Here is a 15,556-nt window from a genome sequence, read left to right on the forward strand (position 1 = left end):
GCCCCGCGTACGACCACCGGGTCCCGCTTCGGAGGAGCCCCGCGTACGACCGCCGGGTCTCGCCCCTGAAGGAGCCCCGCGTACGATCACCGGGTCCCCGCCCCCGGAGGAGCCCCGCGTGCCTCACGGGGGTGCCGCCCCGTGAAGGAGCCCCGCCCGTTGACCGCGCTCGTCCCCCCGCCGCGCTCCGTGCCCGGCGGTCACCTGCCTGTGCGTTGCCTGCCCCGTCGGGAGGACGGCGAGACCCTGCACACCCTGGTCTGGTCCCCGGGACCCGGCCACCGCATGATCAGCAACGCCGTGCTGGGCGGCGGCATCGGTGAGCGCGCCTGGGTGCTGAACGCCCAGGTCGCCCACGGCTACCGGCGCACCGACCCCGACCGGCACCTCGCGGAGCTGGCGACCGGCCTCGGTCTGCGCACGGCGGGCGTCGGCCTGATGACGGCGGCGGACGTGACGGCGTACGGCCACGCCCGGGACGGCGGCGTCGAGGCCGTCGTCACCGCGGGGGTGAACGTCCGCGGCTGGGCCGCATCCGCCGCGGAGGGCACCGCCGCCCCCGCGGCCCCCGGCACCATCAACATCGTCGTCGCCCTCCCGGTGCCGCTCACGGACGCCGCCCTGGTCAACGCGGTGGCCACCGCCACCGAGGCCAAGGTGCAGGCGCTGCTGGACGCGGGCCTGGACTGCTCGGGCACCCCCACCGACGCCGTGTGCGTCGCGGCTCCCGTCTCCGGCGCCGGGACGCAGCGGTTCGCGGGCCCGCGCTCCCTGTGGGGCGCCCGACTGGCCCGCGCCGTGCACCGGGCGGTGCGCGCGGCCCTGCCCGCCGCGCCGCGGTGACGTCCGCCGCTCGACCGGGCTACGCGCCGCTGACGGCGGTGAAGCCGTCCGCCTGCGCGGACTCCTCGGCGGTGTAGGGCGCGGCGAAGGTGAACGCGCGCGGGGACGGCCCGTGCGTCCGCAGGTCGGCGAGCCGCTCCAGGGCCTCCGCGGCGGTCGGGAGGTGACCGGCGGGGACCCACCAGAGCACCATGTGCGCCTCGACGTGCCGCTCGAACCACTCGCGCCGCCGCCGCATCACCTCCAGGTGCCCGCTGCGGTAGGTGAAGTCCCACAGGGCCTCCTGGCTCTCCCACACCGACAGGTTGACGATGACGTCGTCACCCGCCGGGCGCAGCCCGGTGGCGTCCGGCGCCCCGTCCTCCATCAGCCGCCACACGAACCCGGGCGCGGCGTCGGCCGCGGCGTTGACCGGGTCGAGCAGTTCGACGAAGGGGGCCGTGCGCGGGTCGTCCAGGGGGAAACGGAGCGTGGCGACGTTGAGTTGGGCGAGATGGCGGGCGTGCGCGGATGAGGTCATGGCCCCATCCCAGCACGCCTTGTTTTTCTATGTCAATCGATATTGTTTTTAGAGTCTCCGGCGCTCTTCCGGCCCTCCGTGGCGTCCTCGACCACCACGCAGCACTCTCCCGGCCGGGCGTCCATCCGGGCGCGCAGGGGGCCGTCCGCGCCGATCAGCCCCTCCAGCAGCGCGAGGTTCATCCCGCAGACCAGCGGCGGGAAGCGCTCGGCGACGGTGTGGAAGGGGCAGTTGCGCATCCGTACCGCCGCCGCCGCCCCCTCGCTGTCCTCCAGACGCGGCTCGTAGCCACGGGCGGCGAGCACCTCCATCGCCGCGTCCAGGTCGCCGCACGGGGTGGCCGTACCGCGCAGGGCGGCGCCCCTGCGGTGGGCGGCGGCGCGGAGCCCGGCGTCGAGACCGGCCTCCTCCGCGGCCTCGGCGAGCAGTTCGGCGGCGGTGCGGTAGTCCCGGGCGGGCAGCGACACCGACCGCTCGGCGCGCGCCCGCGTGTACACCTTGGCGGGGCGGCCCGCCCCCGGCCCCGAGCGGCCCGTCAGCCGACGGCTGCCGCTCTCCAGCAGCCCGGCCTCGGTCAGCCGGTCCAGGTGGTGCGCGGCGAGGGTGCGCGCCACCCCGGCCGCCTCGGCGGCCTCGTTGCGGCCGACCTCGCGGCCCTGTGCCGCCACGTACTCGTACAGACGGCGCCGTACCGGATCCTGTAGCGCCGCGATCGCGTCGATGTCCTCCACTCGGCCATTCTAGGTTCTAGGAACAACGCGGATTGTCGATAGAAGGGTGCTCAGGGGCGCCAGTAGCCTGGCGGGCATGACCTCCCTGGAGAAGATCCACGACGTTCCGGTGCTGGTGTGCGCGGCCGACGGCCCGGCCATCGAGGGCGAGCGCGACGCCGTGGACCTGATCGGCGACGCGGGCTACCTCGGGGCCCGCTGGGTCGTCGTCCCCGCCCAGCGGTTCGGCGCCGACTTCTTCCAGCTACGGACCCGCGTCGCGGGGCACATCGTCCAGAAGTTCGCCCAGTACGGCGTGGGGCTGGTGGTCCTCGGCGACATCTCCGCGCACGTCGGCGCCAGTTCGGCGCTCGCGGACTTCGTACGGGAGAGCAACGGCGGGCGCCAGCTCTGGTTCCTCACCGACCGGGAGCAGCTGGCGGACCGGCTGCGGGGCTGACAGCGGCCACCCCGTCCGCGAGAATCGGCGGGGAGCCGCGCTGGCCCTCCGTGAACGCCCAGTCCCCGGGATCGTCGTCGTCGAGCCGGTCGTCGGGTTCGAGGGCGTTCAGGTGCTCCGCGTGGAGTCCGGCCGGGTTCTGCCGCACCGGGTCGGAGGACCGCCACACGTCCACCGCGCCCGCCAGGTCGCCGCGCTCCACGAGCATCTCGGCCAGCCGCCGCGTCGTGGGCGAGTCGTCCCCGTAGGCCCGCGCCCACACCCGCAGCGCGCCTTGGGGGCCCCTCCCGCCCGAGCAACAGGTGGAGCGGCTGCTGGCCGAGGGCGGCGACGAGGCCGAGGGCCCGTCAGCGAACTGACGGGCCACCCCGGCGGTCAGCGCACGTACGCCGCCAGATGCTCCCCGGTGAGCGTCGACCGGGCGGCGACCAGGTCGGCCGGGGTGCCCTCGAAGACGATCCGGCCGCCGTCGTGGCCCGCGCCGGGGCCGAGGTCGATGATCCAGTCGGCGTGGGCCATGACGGCCTGGTGGTGCTCGACGACGATCACCGACTTGCCGGAGTCCACCAGCCGGTCCAGCAGGCCCAGCAACTGCTCGACGTCGGCGAGGTGGAGGCCCGCCGTCGGCTCGTCGAGGACGTACACACCGCCCTTGTCGGCCATGTGCGTGGCGAGCTTCAGCCGCTGCCGCTCACCGCCGGAGAGGGTGGTCAGCGGCTGGCCGAGGGTGAGGTAGCCGAGCCCGACGTCCACCAGGCGCTGGAGGATCCGGTGGGCGGCGGGGGTGCGGGCCTCGCCGGTGCCGAAGAACTCCTCCGCCTCCGTGACCGGCATCGCCAGCACCTCGCTGATGTCCCGCCCGCCGAAGCGGTGTTCCAGGACCGACGCCTCGAACCGCTTGCCGTCGCACTCCTCGCAGGTGGTGGAGACCCCGGCCATCATCCCGAGGTCGGTGTAGATCACCCCGGCGCCGTTGCAGGTCGGGCAGGCGCCCTCCGAGTTGGCGCTGAACAGGGCGGGCTTGACGCCGTTGGCCTTGGCGAACGCCTTGCGGATCGGGTCCAGCAGACCCGTGTACGTCGCCGGGTTGCTGCGCCGCGAGCCGCGGATCGGCGTCTGGTCCACCGAGACGACGCCCTCGCTCGCCGGGATCGACCCGTGGATCAGGGAACTCTTCCCGGACCCCGCGACGCCGGTGACCACGGTGAGCACCCCGAGCGGGATGTCGACGTCGACGTCCCGCAGGTTGTTCGCGGACGCGCCCCGGATCTCCAGCACCCCGGTGGGCTCGCGCACCGACTCCTTCAGCGCCGCCCGGTCGTCGAGGTGGCGGCCGGTGACGGTGTCGCTGGCCCGCAGCCCCGCCACGCTGCCCTCGAAGCAGACCATGCCGCCCGCCGTGCCCGCGCCCGGACCGAGGTCGACGACGTGGTCGGCGATGGCGATCATCTCCGGCTTGTGCTCCACCACCAGCACCGTGTTGCCCTTGTCCCGCAGCCGCAGCAGCAGGTCGTTCATCCGCTGGATGTCGTGCGGGTGCAGACCGATCGTCGGCTCGTCGAAGACGTACGTCACGTCGGTGAGCGAGGACCCCAGATGGCGGATCATCTTCACGCGCTGTGCCTCACCGCCGGACAGCGTGCCCGAGGGCCGCTCCAGCGAGAGGTAGCCGAGGCCGATCTCCACGAACGAGTCCAGCGCGTGCTGGAGCGCGGCCAGCAGCGGCGCCACCGACGGCTCCTCGATGCCGCGCACCCACTCGGCCAGGTCGCGGATCTCCATCGCGCACGCGTCGGCGATGTTCACGCCCCCGATCCGCGAGGACCGCGCCAGCTCGCTGAGCCGGGTGCCGTCGCACTCGGGGCACCGGGTGAAGGTGACCGCCCGGTCCACGAACGCCCGGATGTGCGGCTGCATCGACTCCCGGTCCTTCGCCAGGAACGACTTCTGGATCTTCGGGATCAGCCCCTCGTAGGTGAGGTTGACGCCGTTGATCTTCACCTTGGTCGGCTCCCGGTACAGGAAGTCGTACCGCTCCTTCTTGGTGTACGCGCGGATCGGCTTGTCCACGTCGAAGAAGCCGGACTCCTTGATGATCCGCACCACCCAGCCGTCCCCGGTGTAGGTGGGGATGGTGAACGGGTCCTCGGCGAGCGACTTGGAGTCGTCGTAGAGCTGGGTGAGGTCGATGTCGGAGACGGTGCCCCGGCCCTCGCAGTGCACGCACATGCCGCCGGTGCGGCTGAACGTCACCTTCTCCGTCTTCGTCTTCTCCGCGCCCCGGTCGACGGTGAACCCGCCGCTCGCCGACACGGAGGCGACGTTGAAGGAGAACGCGCCGGGCGGGCCGATGTGCGGGGTGCCGAGCCTGCTGAAGAGGATGCGCAGCATCGCGTTGGCGTCGGTGGCGGTGCCGACGGTGGACCGCGGGTCGGACCCCATCCGCTGCTGGTCGACGGCGATCGCGGTGGTCAGCCCGTCCAGCACGTCGACCTCGGGCCGCGCCAGCGTCGGCATGAAGCCCTGCAGGAACGCGCTGTACGTCTCGTTGATCAGCCGCTGTGACTCCACGGCGATCGTGTCGAACACCAGCGAGCTCTTGCCCGAACCGGAGACCCCGGTGAACACCGTGAGTCTGCGTTTGGGTATCTCGACGCTGACGTCCTTGAGGTTGTTCACGCGCGCCCCGTGCACGCGGATCATCTCGTGGCTGTCAGCGAGGTGCGGTGCCGACGCGGTCGTGTCCGTGCTCATGCTGTCCTTCGTCTCCCTGTTCGTGATCGTCGTCGTCGGCGGTGCCGCTCAGCGTGTCTGCTGGATCCGGACCATGTTGCCCGCGGGGTCGCGGAAGGCGCAGTCGCGCACCCCGTACGGCTGCTCGGCGGGCTCCTGCATGACCTCCGCGCCGCTGGCCTCCACCCGCTCGAAGGTGCCGTCGAGGTCGGTGGTGGCCAGCACGATCCCCGCGTAGGTGCCCTTGGCCATCATCTCGGTGACGGTGCGGCGCTCGTCGTCGGTGACCCCGGGGTCGGCGGCCGGGGGAGTCAGCACGAGGGAGGTGCCGGGCTGGCCGGGCGGGCCGACCGTGATCCAGCGCATCCCGCCGTACCCGACGTCGTTGCGCACCTCGAAGCCGAGCGTGTCGCGGTAGAACGCCAGCGCCGCGTCCGGGTCGTCGTGCGGGAGGAAACTCGAGTGAATCGTGACGTCCATGACGGTCACGCTAGTGCGCGCGGCCGACCGGTGCTTCTCGATTCCTGACCGCCTCGCCGACCGGCTTGCGGACCGGGTTTCCGGCCGGGTTCCTGACCGGCCTCGTGACCTGCTTCGCCACGCACGACGGCAGCCCCGCCGTCGCGCTCGCCGCGAGCCGCCGGTAGGTGCTCGGCGGCATCCCGACCAGCTCCGTGAACCGGGTGCTGAAGGTGCCGAGCGACGCGCAGCCCACCGCGAAGCAGACCTCGGTGACGCTGAGGTCCCCGCGGCGCAGCAGCGCCATCGCCCGCTCGATACGCCGGGTCATGAGGTAGGCGTACGGCGACTCGCCGTACGCCTGCCGGAACTGGCGGCTCAGGTGCCCGGCCGACATGTTCACGCCCCGCGCCAGCGCGGCGACGTCCAGCGGCTGCGCGTACTCCCGGTCGATGCGGTCCCGGACCCGCCGCAGCAGCGCGAGGTCCCGCAGGTGCTGCCGCGCGGTCGTGGCGGTGGTGCTGGTCACCTGTCCGATCGTGCCATACGGCACTGACAGGGGCTCACGGCGCGGAGGGCTCGGGGCAGAGCACCGGCACCCGCTGGACCAGGTTGTTGGCGAAGCCGCCGCGGTTCCAGGGCTGCTCCAGCGGCTGCTCGTTCCCGGCCTCGTCGCGGGCCCGCGCGCTCAGCACGTGCTCGCCGGGGACGGCGGTCCAGGCGTACGTCCAGCGCCGCCACGCCCAGCGGTGGCCGTCGTCCGGTTCCAGGTCGGCCGGGTGCCAGGTCGCGCCGCCGTCGGTGCTGACCTCCACCGCGGCCAGGGGCGCCCGTCCTGACCAGGCCCGGCCCTCCAGCGGCACCGGGCCGGGGGCGACCACCCGGGTCCGGGACATGAAGTCGGGGAAGCCGGGCGGCACGAGCAGCGCCCGGGGAGCGATCCGCGTGACCGGTTCGCCCGGGTCGTCGGGCGTCTGCCGCAGCCGGTAGGCGACGGACTGCTGGAAGCCGGTGAACGGCTCGTCGACGACGGTGATCGCGCGCAGCCACTTCACGTGCGCCATCCCGTACCAGCCGGGCGCCACCAGCCGCAGCGGACTGCCGTGCTGGGGCGGCAGGGGCGCGCCGTTCATCGCGTAGGCGACCAGCACCTCCGGGTCGTCCCCGGTGGCGACGTCGAGCGGCAGGGCGCGCTGGTAGTCCTGCTCGACCCCGCGCTCCACGCCGTGGTCCGCGCCGGTGAACACGACGTCTACGGCGTCGGAGGCCACCCCGGCCTCCGCCAGGAGCAGCCGCAGCGGCACGCCCGTCCACTCCGCCGTGCCGACGGCCTCGACCAGCCAGGGCTGGCTGACCGGGCGCGGGGTCAGCAGGGCCCGGCCGTTGCCCGCGCACTCCATCGTCACGCGCGTGGTGACCGGGGGGAGGGCGCGCAGCCGCTCGGGGGAGAGGCTGAGGGTGCGCCGTACCCGGCCGTCCACCGTCAGGCGCCAGTCGTCGGCGTCGGCGTCCGGCACGTGCGGGATGTCGTAGTGCGTGAGGACGTAGTGCAGGCCCGGCGGGGTGACGTCGTAGCGCAGGGCCTCCAGGGGCAGGCCGTGGTTGCGCGCGGCGAGCGCCAGTTCGTCCTGCCCCAGGCCCTCACCGTCGGCGGCGAGCCGGGCGGGGGCGCTCATGTCGGTGAGTCGGCGCGTCATGCGGCCATTATTCTCCGGCCGCGCCGCCGCGCCCTAGGTGTATTGGCCCGTGAGGTTGGGAACGCGGCTGGCGGGTGGCTGACCTCTCAGCGCGGTGTGTCCGCGGTGGTGATTGTAGGTGTGCAGCCAGTTGGGGAAGGCGTCGCGTCGTTCCTGTTCCGAGCGGTAGGGGCGGGCATAGGCCCATTCGTCGAGCAGGGTGCGGTTGAACCGTTCGACCTTGCCGTTGGTCTGGGGCCGGTAGGCGCGCGTGCGCTTGTGCGTGATGCCGGCTGCGGCCAGGGCATCGCGCCACAGACGGGACTTGTAGCAGGAACCGTTGTCGGTCAGCACGCGCTCGACGGTGACCCCGCACGAGGCGAAGAACGCCTGCGCCCGCCCCCAGAAGGCGACGGCGGTTTCCTTCCTCTCGTCAGTGAGGATTTCGCTGTAGGCCAGGCGGGAGTGGTCGTCGACGGCGGTGTGCAGGTAGCTGTAGCCAGCCCCGCAACGCCTCCTTCGGCCCGCCTGGCGCCCCAGGACCTTGTGGCCGCCGCCGTCGGGGATGTTGCCGAGCTTCTTGATGTCCACATGCACCAGCTCGCCGGGACGTTCCCGTTCGTAGCGGCGTATGACGTGGCCGGTGGCCCGGTCCAGGTGCGTGAGGCGGGCCAGGCCGAAGCGGGTGAGCACCCGGTGGACGGTGGAAGGAACCAGCCGCAGCAGGCCCGCGATCCGCGCAGGTCCCCAGCGGCGCAGCACACGGACCTTGATGATCCGCCGCTCGGTGCGGGTCGGGGTCCGCCGTGGGCTGGTGTGCGGGCGGCTGGACCGGTCGGCCATGCCCGCCTCGCCGTGCTGCCGGTAGCGGTCGGCCCATCGCTTGGCGGTGCTCACGGAGACTTGGAAGCGTTCCGCGGCCCGCCGCAGGGGCCAGTGGTCGTCCACGACGCAGCGGGCCAGGCGCAGTCGTCCGGTCTCGGTCAGGGGTGCATTACGGTGGGGCACGAGGGCCTCTCTGGTCGCCGGTGCAGATCTCGCAATCCACACCGAGCCAGAAGGCCCTCACCCATTTCAAGATCACACATCAGTGATCGCTGTCGCCAACCTCCGTGGACAGAACACCTAGGTGCAGGTGAGGTCGAAGGAGTCCCCGATGACCGTGCGGTCGGCCTGGGGGGAGGTGACCTCGACGGTCATGCCGCCCTGGACGCGTTCGCCGGGCTGGGTGCCGGTGAGCTGGACGCTGAACTCCTCGTGCTGTTCGTTGGGGGCGGTGAACGTCATCGTCCCGGCGCGGCTCTGGACGCCGCGGGCGATGAGGCGGTCGTCCGGGTGCCAGGTGTACTCGATGGTGCCGGGCCGCTGCGCGGCGGCGGAGAAGGTGAACACGACCGGCTGGGAGCAGTCGGCGCCGTCCAGCCGCGGCGAGGCGTTGATGCCCGCGCCGCCCAGCACCGGGCCGGTGTCCTGCTCGGTGTCCGGCCGCGTGGGGTCGTCGGACACCTCCGGGTCGCCCGGGTCGTCGACGGTGCCGCCGCCGTCGTCGGGGGTGGTCGCCGTGGCGTCCGGTTCCTCCTGGCCGCCCTGCCCGTTCGCGCCGTCCCTGTCACCCGTGGCGACCGGCCCGGGCCCGGAGCCCCGGCCGCCGTTCCCGTCGCCGCCGTCGCCCGCCCCGGCTCCCGCGCCGTCGCCGCCGCCCGGGGTGCTGGACGCCGTCGGCCCGGTGGCGGTGTCCGAGCCGCCGCCCGCGTCCTCGTCGCGCAGGGACGGCAGGTAGACGGCGGCGAGCAGGACCGCCGCCACCACCAGCACGGCGGTCGTGACGTACCCGGCGACCCGGCCCCCGCGCCCCGGGCCGTCGTCACCGTCGCCCGGGTGGCCCACGACGGTCGGCGGCACCGGCACCGGCACCGGCTCGGGTGACGGCGGCGGGGTCGGCGTCGGCTCCGGGCGGCGGGCCTCGGCGGCGGCCATGGCGGCCTCGTCCGCGGCGATCGCCCGGTGCAGCACCCGCGCCACGTGCTGGAGGACGTCGTCCACCTCGTCCAGTACGGCGGTGACGTCGACGGGCTCGGCCGGTTCGGGCCCGAGCAGCCGCACCGGCAGGACGACACCGCCGCGGACGACGTCGTCCACGTGCCGTGCCACCTCCCGGCGCAGCGCCAGCGCGGCGTGCGGCGCGGACTCCCCGCCGTCGCCGCCGGAACCGGTACCGGCGCTTGGCTGCACCAGGTGCTGGTGGCGCACGCGGGCGGTCTCCGCGCGGAGCTGGTCGTTGGCGAAGGTCTCCATGTACCACCGGTGCAGGCCCGCGCGGGCCTGCTCAAGGGCCCGCAGGTACGCCTGCCGCACATGGTCCCGGGCCTCCCGGGTCACCGGCGTCCCGGACACCTCGCCCACGAGGTCGAGGACCGCCTCCAGCGCCTCCCGGTCGGGCACGCACCTGCCGTCGGCGATCCGGCGCAGCACGTCCGCGCCGAACCACGGCCCGGCCCCGAGCCGTTCGCTGATCCGCGCGTACGACCAGCCCCGGCTGGCCAGCGGCCCGAAGATCTGCTCGCGCACCACGTGGGCGAACTCCCGCTGTCCCGCCCCCGGTTCCCCGCTCCCCTTCGCCGTGCTGGGGCGGCCTCGCCCCTCACCACGCACCTGCGGCACCGCACCCGTCGATGAACCGCCGTCCACCTCAGCCTCGGACACGCTCTTCCCCCCACCGGGGCGTGACCCGGCCGGGCCCCGCCCACGGCTCTTCGCCTCGCTGGCGTCAACCGCCGTCGTACAGGAGGCCCCAGCATGACCACGCCCGCGCCGCCTCCGCACGGAAACGCCGCGAGTTCCCCCGGCCCAGCGACACGGGACGCGCCGGGCGCCGTCACACGGGCGCGATCCGGGCGTGCAGGAGGCAGAACTCGTTGCCCTCGGGGTCGGTGAGCACGTGCCAGTTCTCGGTGCCGTCCTGGCCGACGTCGGCGGGCCGGGCGCCGAGCGCGAGCAGCCGCTCCAACTCGGCGTCCTGGTCGCGGTCGGTGGGGTTGACGTCGATGTGCAGCCGGAGCTTGGCGGGCCGCGGGTCGGTGCTGGGGCTGAGGATGAGCGTGGGCTGCGGGCCCCCGAAGCCGACGCCGGGCGGCCCGATCTCGATGCTCCCGTCGTCCTCGCGGCCCACTTCGACGTAGCCGAGGACCTCACTCCAGAACACCGCGAGCCGCTCGGGATCGGCGGCGTCGATGATGAGTTCACTGATGCGACATGCCATGCGCGCCAGTGTAGGGAGCCGCCCACGGAAACGATCACCGCGCCGCCCACGCAAACGATCATCGCGCCGCACCCGCTGACGGCGCCGCTGCCGTGCGCCCACCATGGGCGCATGGCACACCTCCACGACATCGTCTTCGACTGTGCCCACCCCGCGTCCCTGGCCCGCTTCTGGGCCGCGGCCCTGGACGGCTACGCCGTCGCCCCGTACGACGAGGCCGAGCTGGCCCGGCTGCGCTCGCTGGGGATCACCCGTACGGAAGACGACCCCACGGTGCTCGTCGAGCGGGCGGACGGCGGGCCCCGGCTGTGGTTCCAGCGGGTGCCGGAGGTCAAGGTGGTGAAGAACCGCGTGCACCTGGACCTGCGCGCGGCGGACCCGGGGGCGGAGGTCCGTCGCCTGACCGCTCTTGGCGCGACCGTCCGGGCCCGGCACGCCGACAACGTCGTCCTCGCCGATCCTGAGGGTAACGAGTTCTGTCTGGCGGTGCCCCCGGCCCGGCAGCAGTCGTGACGGTGCGCCGCCTCACCGGCGCCGGACGCGCAGTACGCCGGTCAGCATCGGGAGCGTGAACTCGCCGTGGGCGGTCTCGGGTCTGCTGGCGAGGAACGCGCGGACGCGGTCCAGCAGGGCCCGGCGGTCCGGCTCCGGCATGACCAGCACGCCCGCGCGGGTGGCGAGGGTGGCCACGAGGGAGTCGGCGGTACGGCGCTGGGCGTGCGGGAACACGGCCTGTTCCGGCGTCTCGAACCAGGCGTCCGCGCCGCCCCTGGGCAGGTGCGCGGCGGCCGTCTCCGTACGCCAGCTCGCGGGCGTGTCCCGGGGGCCGATGGCCGCCGCGGTGGCGACCCGCGCCAGTGCGGCGACCCACTCGACCTCGTCGTCCAGGAGGTTCCACAGGCCAGCGAGGACGCCGCCGGGGGCGAGGACGCGGGCGATCTCCGGTCCGGCGGCGGCCATGTCGAACCAGTGCAGGGCGTTGCCCGCCAGGACGGCGTCGACACTGGCGTCCGGCAGCGGGATCGCCTCGGCGCTGCCCGCGAGGGCGCGCACGTCCGGCAGGGCGCGGCGCAGCTCCGCCCGCATCGCCGGGTCGGGCTCGACCGCGGTGACCTCGGCGCCGAGGGCGAGCAGCGTGCCCGTCAGCTTGCCGGTGCCCGCGCCGAGGTCGAGCACCCGCGGGCCGGGCGCGGGCGCCAAGGCCCAGCGCACGGCGGGGCGCGCGTAGTCCGGACGGTGCTCGGCGTAGGCGACCGCGGCCGTGCCGAACGAGGAGGAGGGGGACGGCTGTTGGCTCTGCTCCATCCGGTCACGCTAGCCGTACGGCGGGCGGCCGACTAGCGGCCCTCCGGGGCACGGGTGACGCTGGAGGCGCACTGGGCCCCGGAGACGGAAAGAGAACCCCGATGACCCGCGTACCCCGCATGACGTCCACGACCCTGCCGTTCCAGGCGCTGGCCGCGGCCCTGACCGTTCTGGCCCTGTCCGCCGGTCCCGCCCACGCCGCCGCCGACGTCAGCGCGTACGAGTGCGTCCAGGGCGGCGGCGTGATCGTCATCTCGGCGGTCGAGGGCAGCACGGACACCTTCACCAAGCGCTGCGTGGGCGGCCTCCACGACGGCGAGACGATCACCTGAGGACGGGGCGGGTCAGCGGACCTGTACCACCTTCAGGACCGCCGGTTCCGGGTGGGTTGCTCGGAGGGTGATGTCGTACAGGTACTCCGCCCTGCCGGGGCGCAGGACGGCGGTGGCGCCGGAGGGGACGAGGTGGTTCGCTCCCTGGTCGCGGACGCCCTGGCGGGGGCCGCTGATCACGGTGACGTAGACGGCGGACGTGCCGTCGTTGCGTACCGTGACCGCCGTGGTGCGGGTGCAGGTGCCGTGGCCGGGGCACACGCGGCGCAGGTCGCCGAACCCGTCGGTGCCGCAGGACAGTTCCAGGCCGGGCGGCAGCGTGGAGCGGCAGACCTGCCCCGCCTCGACGTGGTGCGCGTCGGGCGCTGGCCCGCGTGCGGAACCCGCCACGACCGCCGTCGCGGCGGCGACGGCCAACAGCCCGTACCAGGACAGGCGGCCCGCCCAGCCCTGCGCGGTCCTCACGGGGCGTCCCCCGCGGCCAGGATCTCGCGGACGACGGGCCCGGCCGCGTCGCCGCCGTGGCCGCCCTCCTCCACCACGGCCGCCGCCGCGACGTCGTCGCGGAACCCGGTGAACCAACTGTCGGAGACGGCGGCCCCGCCGACCTCCGCCGACCCCGTCTTCGCGCCGACGTCCCCCGGCAGCCCGGCCAGCGCCCGCGCCGCCGTGCCCTCCGTCGCCGTACGCCGCATCAGGTCCCGCAACTGCCCGGCGACGCCGCGCGGCAGGGACCGAGGTGCCTCCGCGACGGGCTGCCCGGCCAGTTCCGGGGCGACCAGCACCGGCTGGCGGAACCGGCCCGCCACGACGGTCGCGGCGACCGACGCCATGTTCAGCGCGTTCACCTGCACCCGGCCCTGCCCGATCATCCCGGCCGCCTTCTCGGCGCCCTTCGCCTCCGGGACGCTGCCGTCGAACGTGGCCAGACCGCTGTGCCACTCCAGCCCGAGCCCGAACACCTCCCTGGCCTCGCGCGCCACGGTGTCCGAGCCGATGTCGTCCGCGGCCTTGACGAAGGTGGTGTTGCAGGACCGCGCGAAGGCGTCGGAGAACGTGCCGCCGGGGATCTCGAACCCGTCGAGGTTGTGGAAGGTGGCGCCCCCGTACTCGGCGTACTTCGGGCACTCCGCCCGCCGGAACGGGCTGACGACGCCCTCCTCGAGCAGCGCCGCCGAGGTGATCACCTTCAGGGTGGAGCCGGGGGCGCGCTGGCCCAGGAAGGCCGCGTTGAAGCCGTCCTCCCGGTTGTTCGCCACCGCCAGGATCTCGCCGCTGCTCGGCGCGACCGCCACCGCGGAGGACCGCGGGTGGTCGGCCACCGCCCGCTCGGCGGCCCGCTGCACCCGCGCCGACAGCGTGGTGCGCAGCGTCGCCGGGGTACCCGCCGACACCTCGTGCAGCGACGGTCCCGGACGGCCGTCGCGCCGGGTGACGCGGACCTCGGTGCCGGGGCGTCCGCCCAGCTTCTCGCCGTACCGCTCGCCCAGTTCGGGGATGACCGACGCGAGCGAGGGGAACTCCTCGGCGGTCAGCCTCCGGCCGTCCCGGTCGGTGACCCGGACCGACATGCCGTCCGCCCGCGCCAGTTCCAGCCGGTCGCCGTTCGCCAGCCGGGGGTGCACCACCTTCGGCGACCAGGCCACCCGCGCCTCGCCGTCCGACTCCGGGTCCCGTACGACCGTCAGGGCGGAGCCGTACGTCCACACCGAACCGGCGCCCTCCCCGTCGAGGCGGACGGTGACGTCGAACGGTACCGTGGCGGACGTGGTGGGGGCGGGCCGTACGGTCAGCCGTGGGCCCAGTTCCCGCCGGAAGAGGGTCAGGGCGTCGGAGGCCGCCCCGGCGTCGTCGGTGAGACCGGCCGCGGCGGCCACGTCCCCCTCCGCCCACGCGTCCAGGAAGCCCCGGGACGCCGAGCTGATCTCGTCGGCGGTGAGCGGGCCGGTCTCGCGGAGGAAACCGGCCGCGTCGACCACCGCGTAACCGCCCGCCGCCAGCAGCGCGACGGTCGTCCCCGCGACGACGAGTCTGGTCTTCCCGTTCAACGTGTCCTCCCCGGTGCTTGCCGTACCGACCGCACAACGTGGGCGCCACCGCATCCGGTTCACCTCGCGCGCGCCCCACACGGCTTTACCTTCTCTTTGCAACGTGCTCCCTCGCTGCCTCGTCTCTCCGCACGACCCGTCACCACGACGAAAGTGAGCGACACCGATGCGCCGAACCGCCCTCACCGCCCTGGCCGTTGGCTGTACCGCCGTCCTCGGGGCCGCGCTGCCCGCCCACGCCGACGGCGGCAGCCCGGCCCCCGCCAGCCCCACCGTGGCCCCCGACCGCGACGCCACGCCGACGCCCGCCCCCGCCACCGACGACACCGCGACGCCCGCACCGGCCACCGACGGCACCGCCGCGCCCGCCCCGGCCACCGGCGACTCCGACGCCAGTACCGCGCCCTCCGCCGAGCCGACCCGGCCGCAGGTGTCCGTCGTGCCCAGCGGGGCGCCGGACACCGGCGTGGCGCCCACGGCCTCCGAGCCGGGCGACGGCGGCACGCTGGTCGGCGGGGGCGCCGCCGCGGCGGTCGCCCTGAGCGGCGGCGCCGTCGTCCTCGTACGCCACCGCCGCGGGCGGGCCGCCGGCGCATGACCGCGCTCTCCAGACGGGCCTTCGCCCTCGCGGCCCTGACCACGCCGCTCGCAGGCTGCGGTGGCCCTCCGGCCGGGCGGGGGGCGCGCACCCCGCCCGGCACCCGGACCCCGGCGAACTCCGCGTCCCCGACGGGGCGTCCGGTGCCGGTACGGCTGCGCGTCCCGGCCATCGGGGTCGACACGCCCCTCATCCGGCTGGGGCTCGCCCCGGACGGCACGGTGGAGGTGCCGCCCGTCACCGCGCACGACCGGGCGGGCTGGTACGAGCACTCCCCGGCACCCGGGCAGACGGGACCGTCGGTGATCCTCGGCCACGTCACCGTCGGCCGCTACGGCGACGGGGTCTTCCGGCACCTGTCCGCGCTGCGCCGGGGCGCGGGCGTCGTGGCCCGGCTGGAGGACGGCACGGAGGTGGCGTTCACCGTCACCTCCGTGCGCACCGTCGCGAAGGCGCGGTTCCCGACCGACGACGTGTACGGAGACGTCGGCGCACCGGAGCTGCGGCTCGTCACCTGCGGCGGCCAGCGCACCGCCGACGGCTACCCGGACAACGTCATCGTCTTCGCGACGCTGGACGCCACCGGTCCGGGCAACTGAGCAGCCGCGCCCCG

Annotated in this window: 19 protein-coding genes; 6 read left to right on the forward strand and 13 right to left on the reverse strand. The window is 74.5% G+C overall.

Annotated elements, in window-relative coordinates; all coding sequences use genetic code 11:
- The first annotated feature begins 159 nt into the window (after positions 1–159).
- Positions 160–843 (forward strand): adenosylcobinamide amidohydrolase, encoded by a 684-nt coding sequence (locus tag ACFQZ6_RS32930; RefSeq protein ID WP_381616759.1) that lies wholly within the window; start codon positions 160–162, stop codon positions 841–843.
- Positions 844–862: 19 nt separating this feature from the next.
- Here ACFQZ6_RS32930 and ACFQZ6_RS32935 read toward each other — a convergent pair whose 3' ends face one another.
- Both ACFQZ6_RS32935 and ACFQZ6_RS32940 read right to left on the reverse strand, forming a co-directional pair.
- Positions 863–1,363, reverse strand: a complete 501-nt coding sequence (locus ACFQZ6_RS32935) for a DUF3291 domain-containing protein (protein WP_381616762.1) — start codon at positions 1,361–1,363, stop codon at positions 863–865.
- Between the two features lie 32 nt (positions 1,364–1,395).
- A complete protein-coding gene (locus tag ACFQZ6_RS32940) occupies positions 1,396–2,094 on the reverse strand; it encodes a helix-turn-helix transcriptional regulator (protein WP_381616765.1) in 699 nt (232 codons plus the stop codon).
- 76 nt (positions 2,095–2,170) lie between these two features.
- Between ACFQZ6_RS32940 and ACFQZ6_RS32945 the strand changes: the two genes are divergently transcribed.
- The gene (locus ACFQZ6_RS32945) at positions 2,171–2,533 is read left to right on the forward strand and encodes a DUF4180 domain-containing protein (RefSeq protein ID WP_381616768.1); all 363 of its coding nucleotides are present in this window, start codon (positions 2,171–2,173) and stop codon (positions 2,531–2,533) included.
- On the opposite strand, the gene ACFQZ6_RS32950 is transcribed toward ACFQZ6_RS32945, so the two are convergent.
- From ACFQZ6_RS32950 to ACFQZ6_RS32985, 8 genes are all read right to left on the reverse strand, one after another.
- Positions 2,493–2,795: a hypothetical protein gene (locus tag ACFQZ6_RS32950; protein ID WP_381616771.1), complete on the reverse strand. Its 303-nt coding sequence runs from the start codon at positions 2,793–2,795 to the stop codon at positions 2,493–2,495. The genes ACFQZ6_RS32945 and ACFQZ6_RS32950 overlap by 41 nt on opposite strands.
- A gap of 113 nt (positions 2,796–2,908) precedes the next feature.
- Complete coding sequence (locus tag ACFQZ6_RS32955) at positions 2,909–5,287, reverse strand: ATP-binding cassette domain-containing protein (RefSeq protein ID WP_381616774.1); 2,379 nt, start codon at positions 5,285–5,287, stop codon at positions 2,909–2,911.
- A gap of 48 nt (positions 5,288–5,335) precedes the next feature.
- Positions 5,336–5,746, reverse strand: a complete 411-nt coding sequence (locus ACFQZ6_RS32960) for a VOC family protein (RefSeq protein WP_381616777.1) — start codon at positions 5,744–5,746, stop codon at positions 5,336–5,338.
- 10 nt (positions 5,747–5,756) lie between these two features.
- Positions 5,757–6,179: a helix-turn-helix transcriptional regulator gene (locus ACFQZ6_RS32965; protein WP_381618848.1), complete on the reverse strand. Its 423-nt coding sequence runs from the start codon at positions 6,177–6,179 to the stop codon at positions 5,757–5,759.
- Positions 6,180–6,288: 109 nt separating this feature from the next.
- Positions 6,289–7,422, reverse strand: a complete 1,134-nt coding sequence (locus tag ACFQZ6_RS32970) for a sulfite oxidase (RefSeq protein WP_381616779.1) — start codon at positions 7,420–7,422, stop codon at positions 6,289–6,291.
- A gap of 33 nt (positions 7,423–7,455) precedes the next feature.
- Positions 7,456–8,409 (reverse strand): IS481 family transposase, encoded by a 954-nt coding sequence (locus ACFQZ6_RS32975; protein WP_381616782.1) that lies wholly within the window; start codon positions 8,407–8,409, stop codon positions 7,456–7,458.
- A gap of 117 nt (positions 8,410–8,526) precedes the next feature.
- Positions 8,527–10,104: a hypothetical protein gene (locus tag ACFQZ6_RS32980; RefSeq protein WP_381616785.1), complete on the reverse strand. Its 1,578-nt coding sequence runs from the start codon at positions 10,102–10,104 to the stop codon at positions 8,527–8,529.
- A 172-nt stretch (positions 10,105–10,276) separates the two neighbouring features.
- Positions 10,277–10,660: a VOC family protein gene (locus ACFQZ6_RS32985; RefSeq protein ID WP_381616788.1), complete on the reverse strand. Its 384-nt coding sequence runs from the start codon at positions 10,658–10,660 to the stop codon at positions 10,277–10,279.
- A gap of 111 nt (positions 10,661–10,771) precedes the next feature.
- On the opposite strand from ACFQZ6_RS32985, the gene ACFQZ6_RS32990 reads away from it, so the two are divergent.
- Positions 10,772–11,173: a VOC family protein gene (locus ACFQZ6_RS32990; RefSeq protein ID WP_381616791.1), complete on the forward strand. Its 402-nt coding sequence runs from the start codon at positions 10,772–10,774 to the stop codon at positions 11,171–11,173.
- A gap of 12 nt (positions 11,174–11,185) precedes the next feature.
- Here the strand turns inward: ACFQZ6_RS32990 and ACFQZ6_RS32995 are convergent, their stop codons facing one another.
- Positions 11,186–11,965, reverse strand: a complete 780-nt coding sequence (locus tag ACFQZ6_RS32995) for a class I SAM-dependent methyltransferase (protein WP_381616794.1) — start codon at positions 11,963–11,965, stop codon at positions 11,186–11,188.
- 101 nt (positions 11,966–12,066) lie between these two features.
- On the opposite strand from ACFQZ6_RS32995, the gene ACFQZ6_RS33000 reads away from it, so the two are divergent.
- On the forward strand, positions 12,067–12,297 hold the full coding sequence (locus tag ACFQZ6_RS33000) for a hypothetical protein (protein ID WP_381616797.1): 231 nt from the start codon (positions 12,067–12,069) through the stop codon (positions 12,295–12,297).
- Positions 12,298–12,309: 12 nt separating this feature from the next.
- On the opposite strand, the gene ACFQZ6_RS33005 is transcribed toward ACFQZ6_RS33000, so the two are convergent.
- Together ACFQZ6_RS33005 and ACFQZ6_RS33010 are read right to left on the reverse strand one after the other, a co-directional pair.
- Positions 12,310–12,762 (reverse strand): hypothetical protein, encoded by a 453-nt coding sequence (locus ACFQZ6_RS33005; protein WP_381616800.1) that lies wholly within the window; start codon positions 12,760–12,762, stop codon positions 12,310–12,312.
- Positions 12,759–14,345 (reverse strand): penicillin-binding transpeptidase domain-containing protein, encoded by a 1,587-nt coding sequence (locus ACFQZ6_RS33010; protein WP_381616803.1) that lies wholly within the window; start codon positions 14,343–14,345, stop codon positions 12,759–12,761. The genes ACFQZ6_RS33005 and ACFQZ6_RS33010 overlap by 4 nt, the downstream gene beginning before the upstream one ends.
- 166 nt (positions 14,346–14,511) lie before the next feature.
- Between ACFQZ6_RS33010 and ACFQZ6_RS33015 the strand changes: the two genes are divergently transcribed.
- The gene (locus ACFQZ6_RS33015; RefSeq protein WP_381616806.1) at positions 14,512–14,943 is read left to right on the forward strand and encodes a sortase-dependent protein; all 432 of its coding nucleotides are present in this window, start codon (positions 14,512–14,514) and stop codon (positions 14,941–14,943) included.
- Positions 14,940–15,542 (forward strand): class F sortase, encoded by a 603-nt coding sequence (locus ACFQZ6_RS33020; RefSeq protein WP_381616809.1) that lies wholly within the window; start codon positions 14,940–14,942, stop codon positions 15,540–15,542. The genes ACFQZ6_RS33015 and ACFQZ6_RS33020 overlap by 4 nt, the downstream gene beginning before the upstream one ends.
- The last annotated feature ends 14 nt before the right edge of the window (positions 15,543–15,556 follow it).

This window comes from Streptomyces flavalbus (genome assembly GCF_042674625.1).
GTDB lineage: Bacteria > Actinomycetota > Actinomycetes > Streptomycetales > Streptomycetaceae > Streptomyces > Streptomyces flavalbus.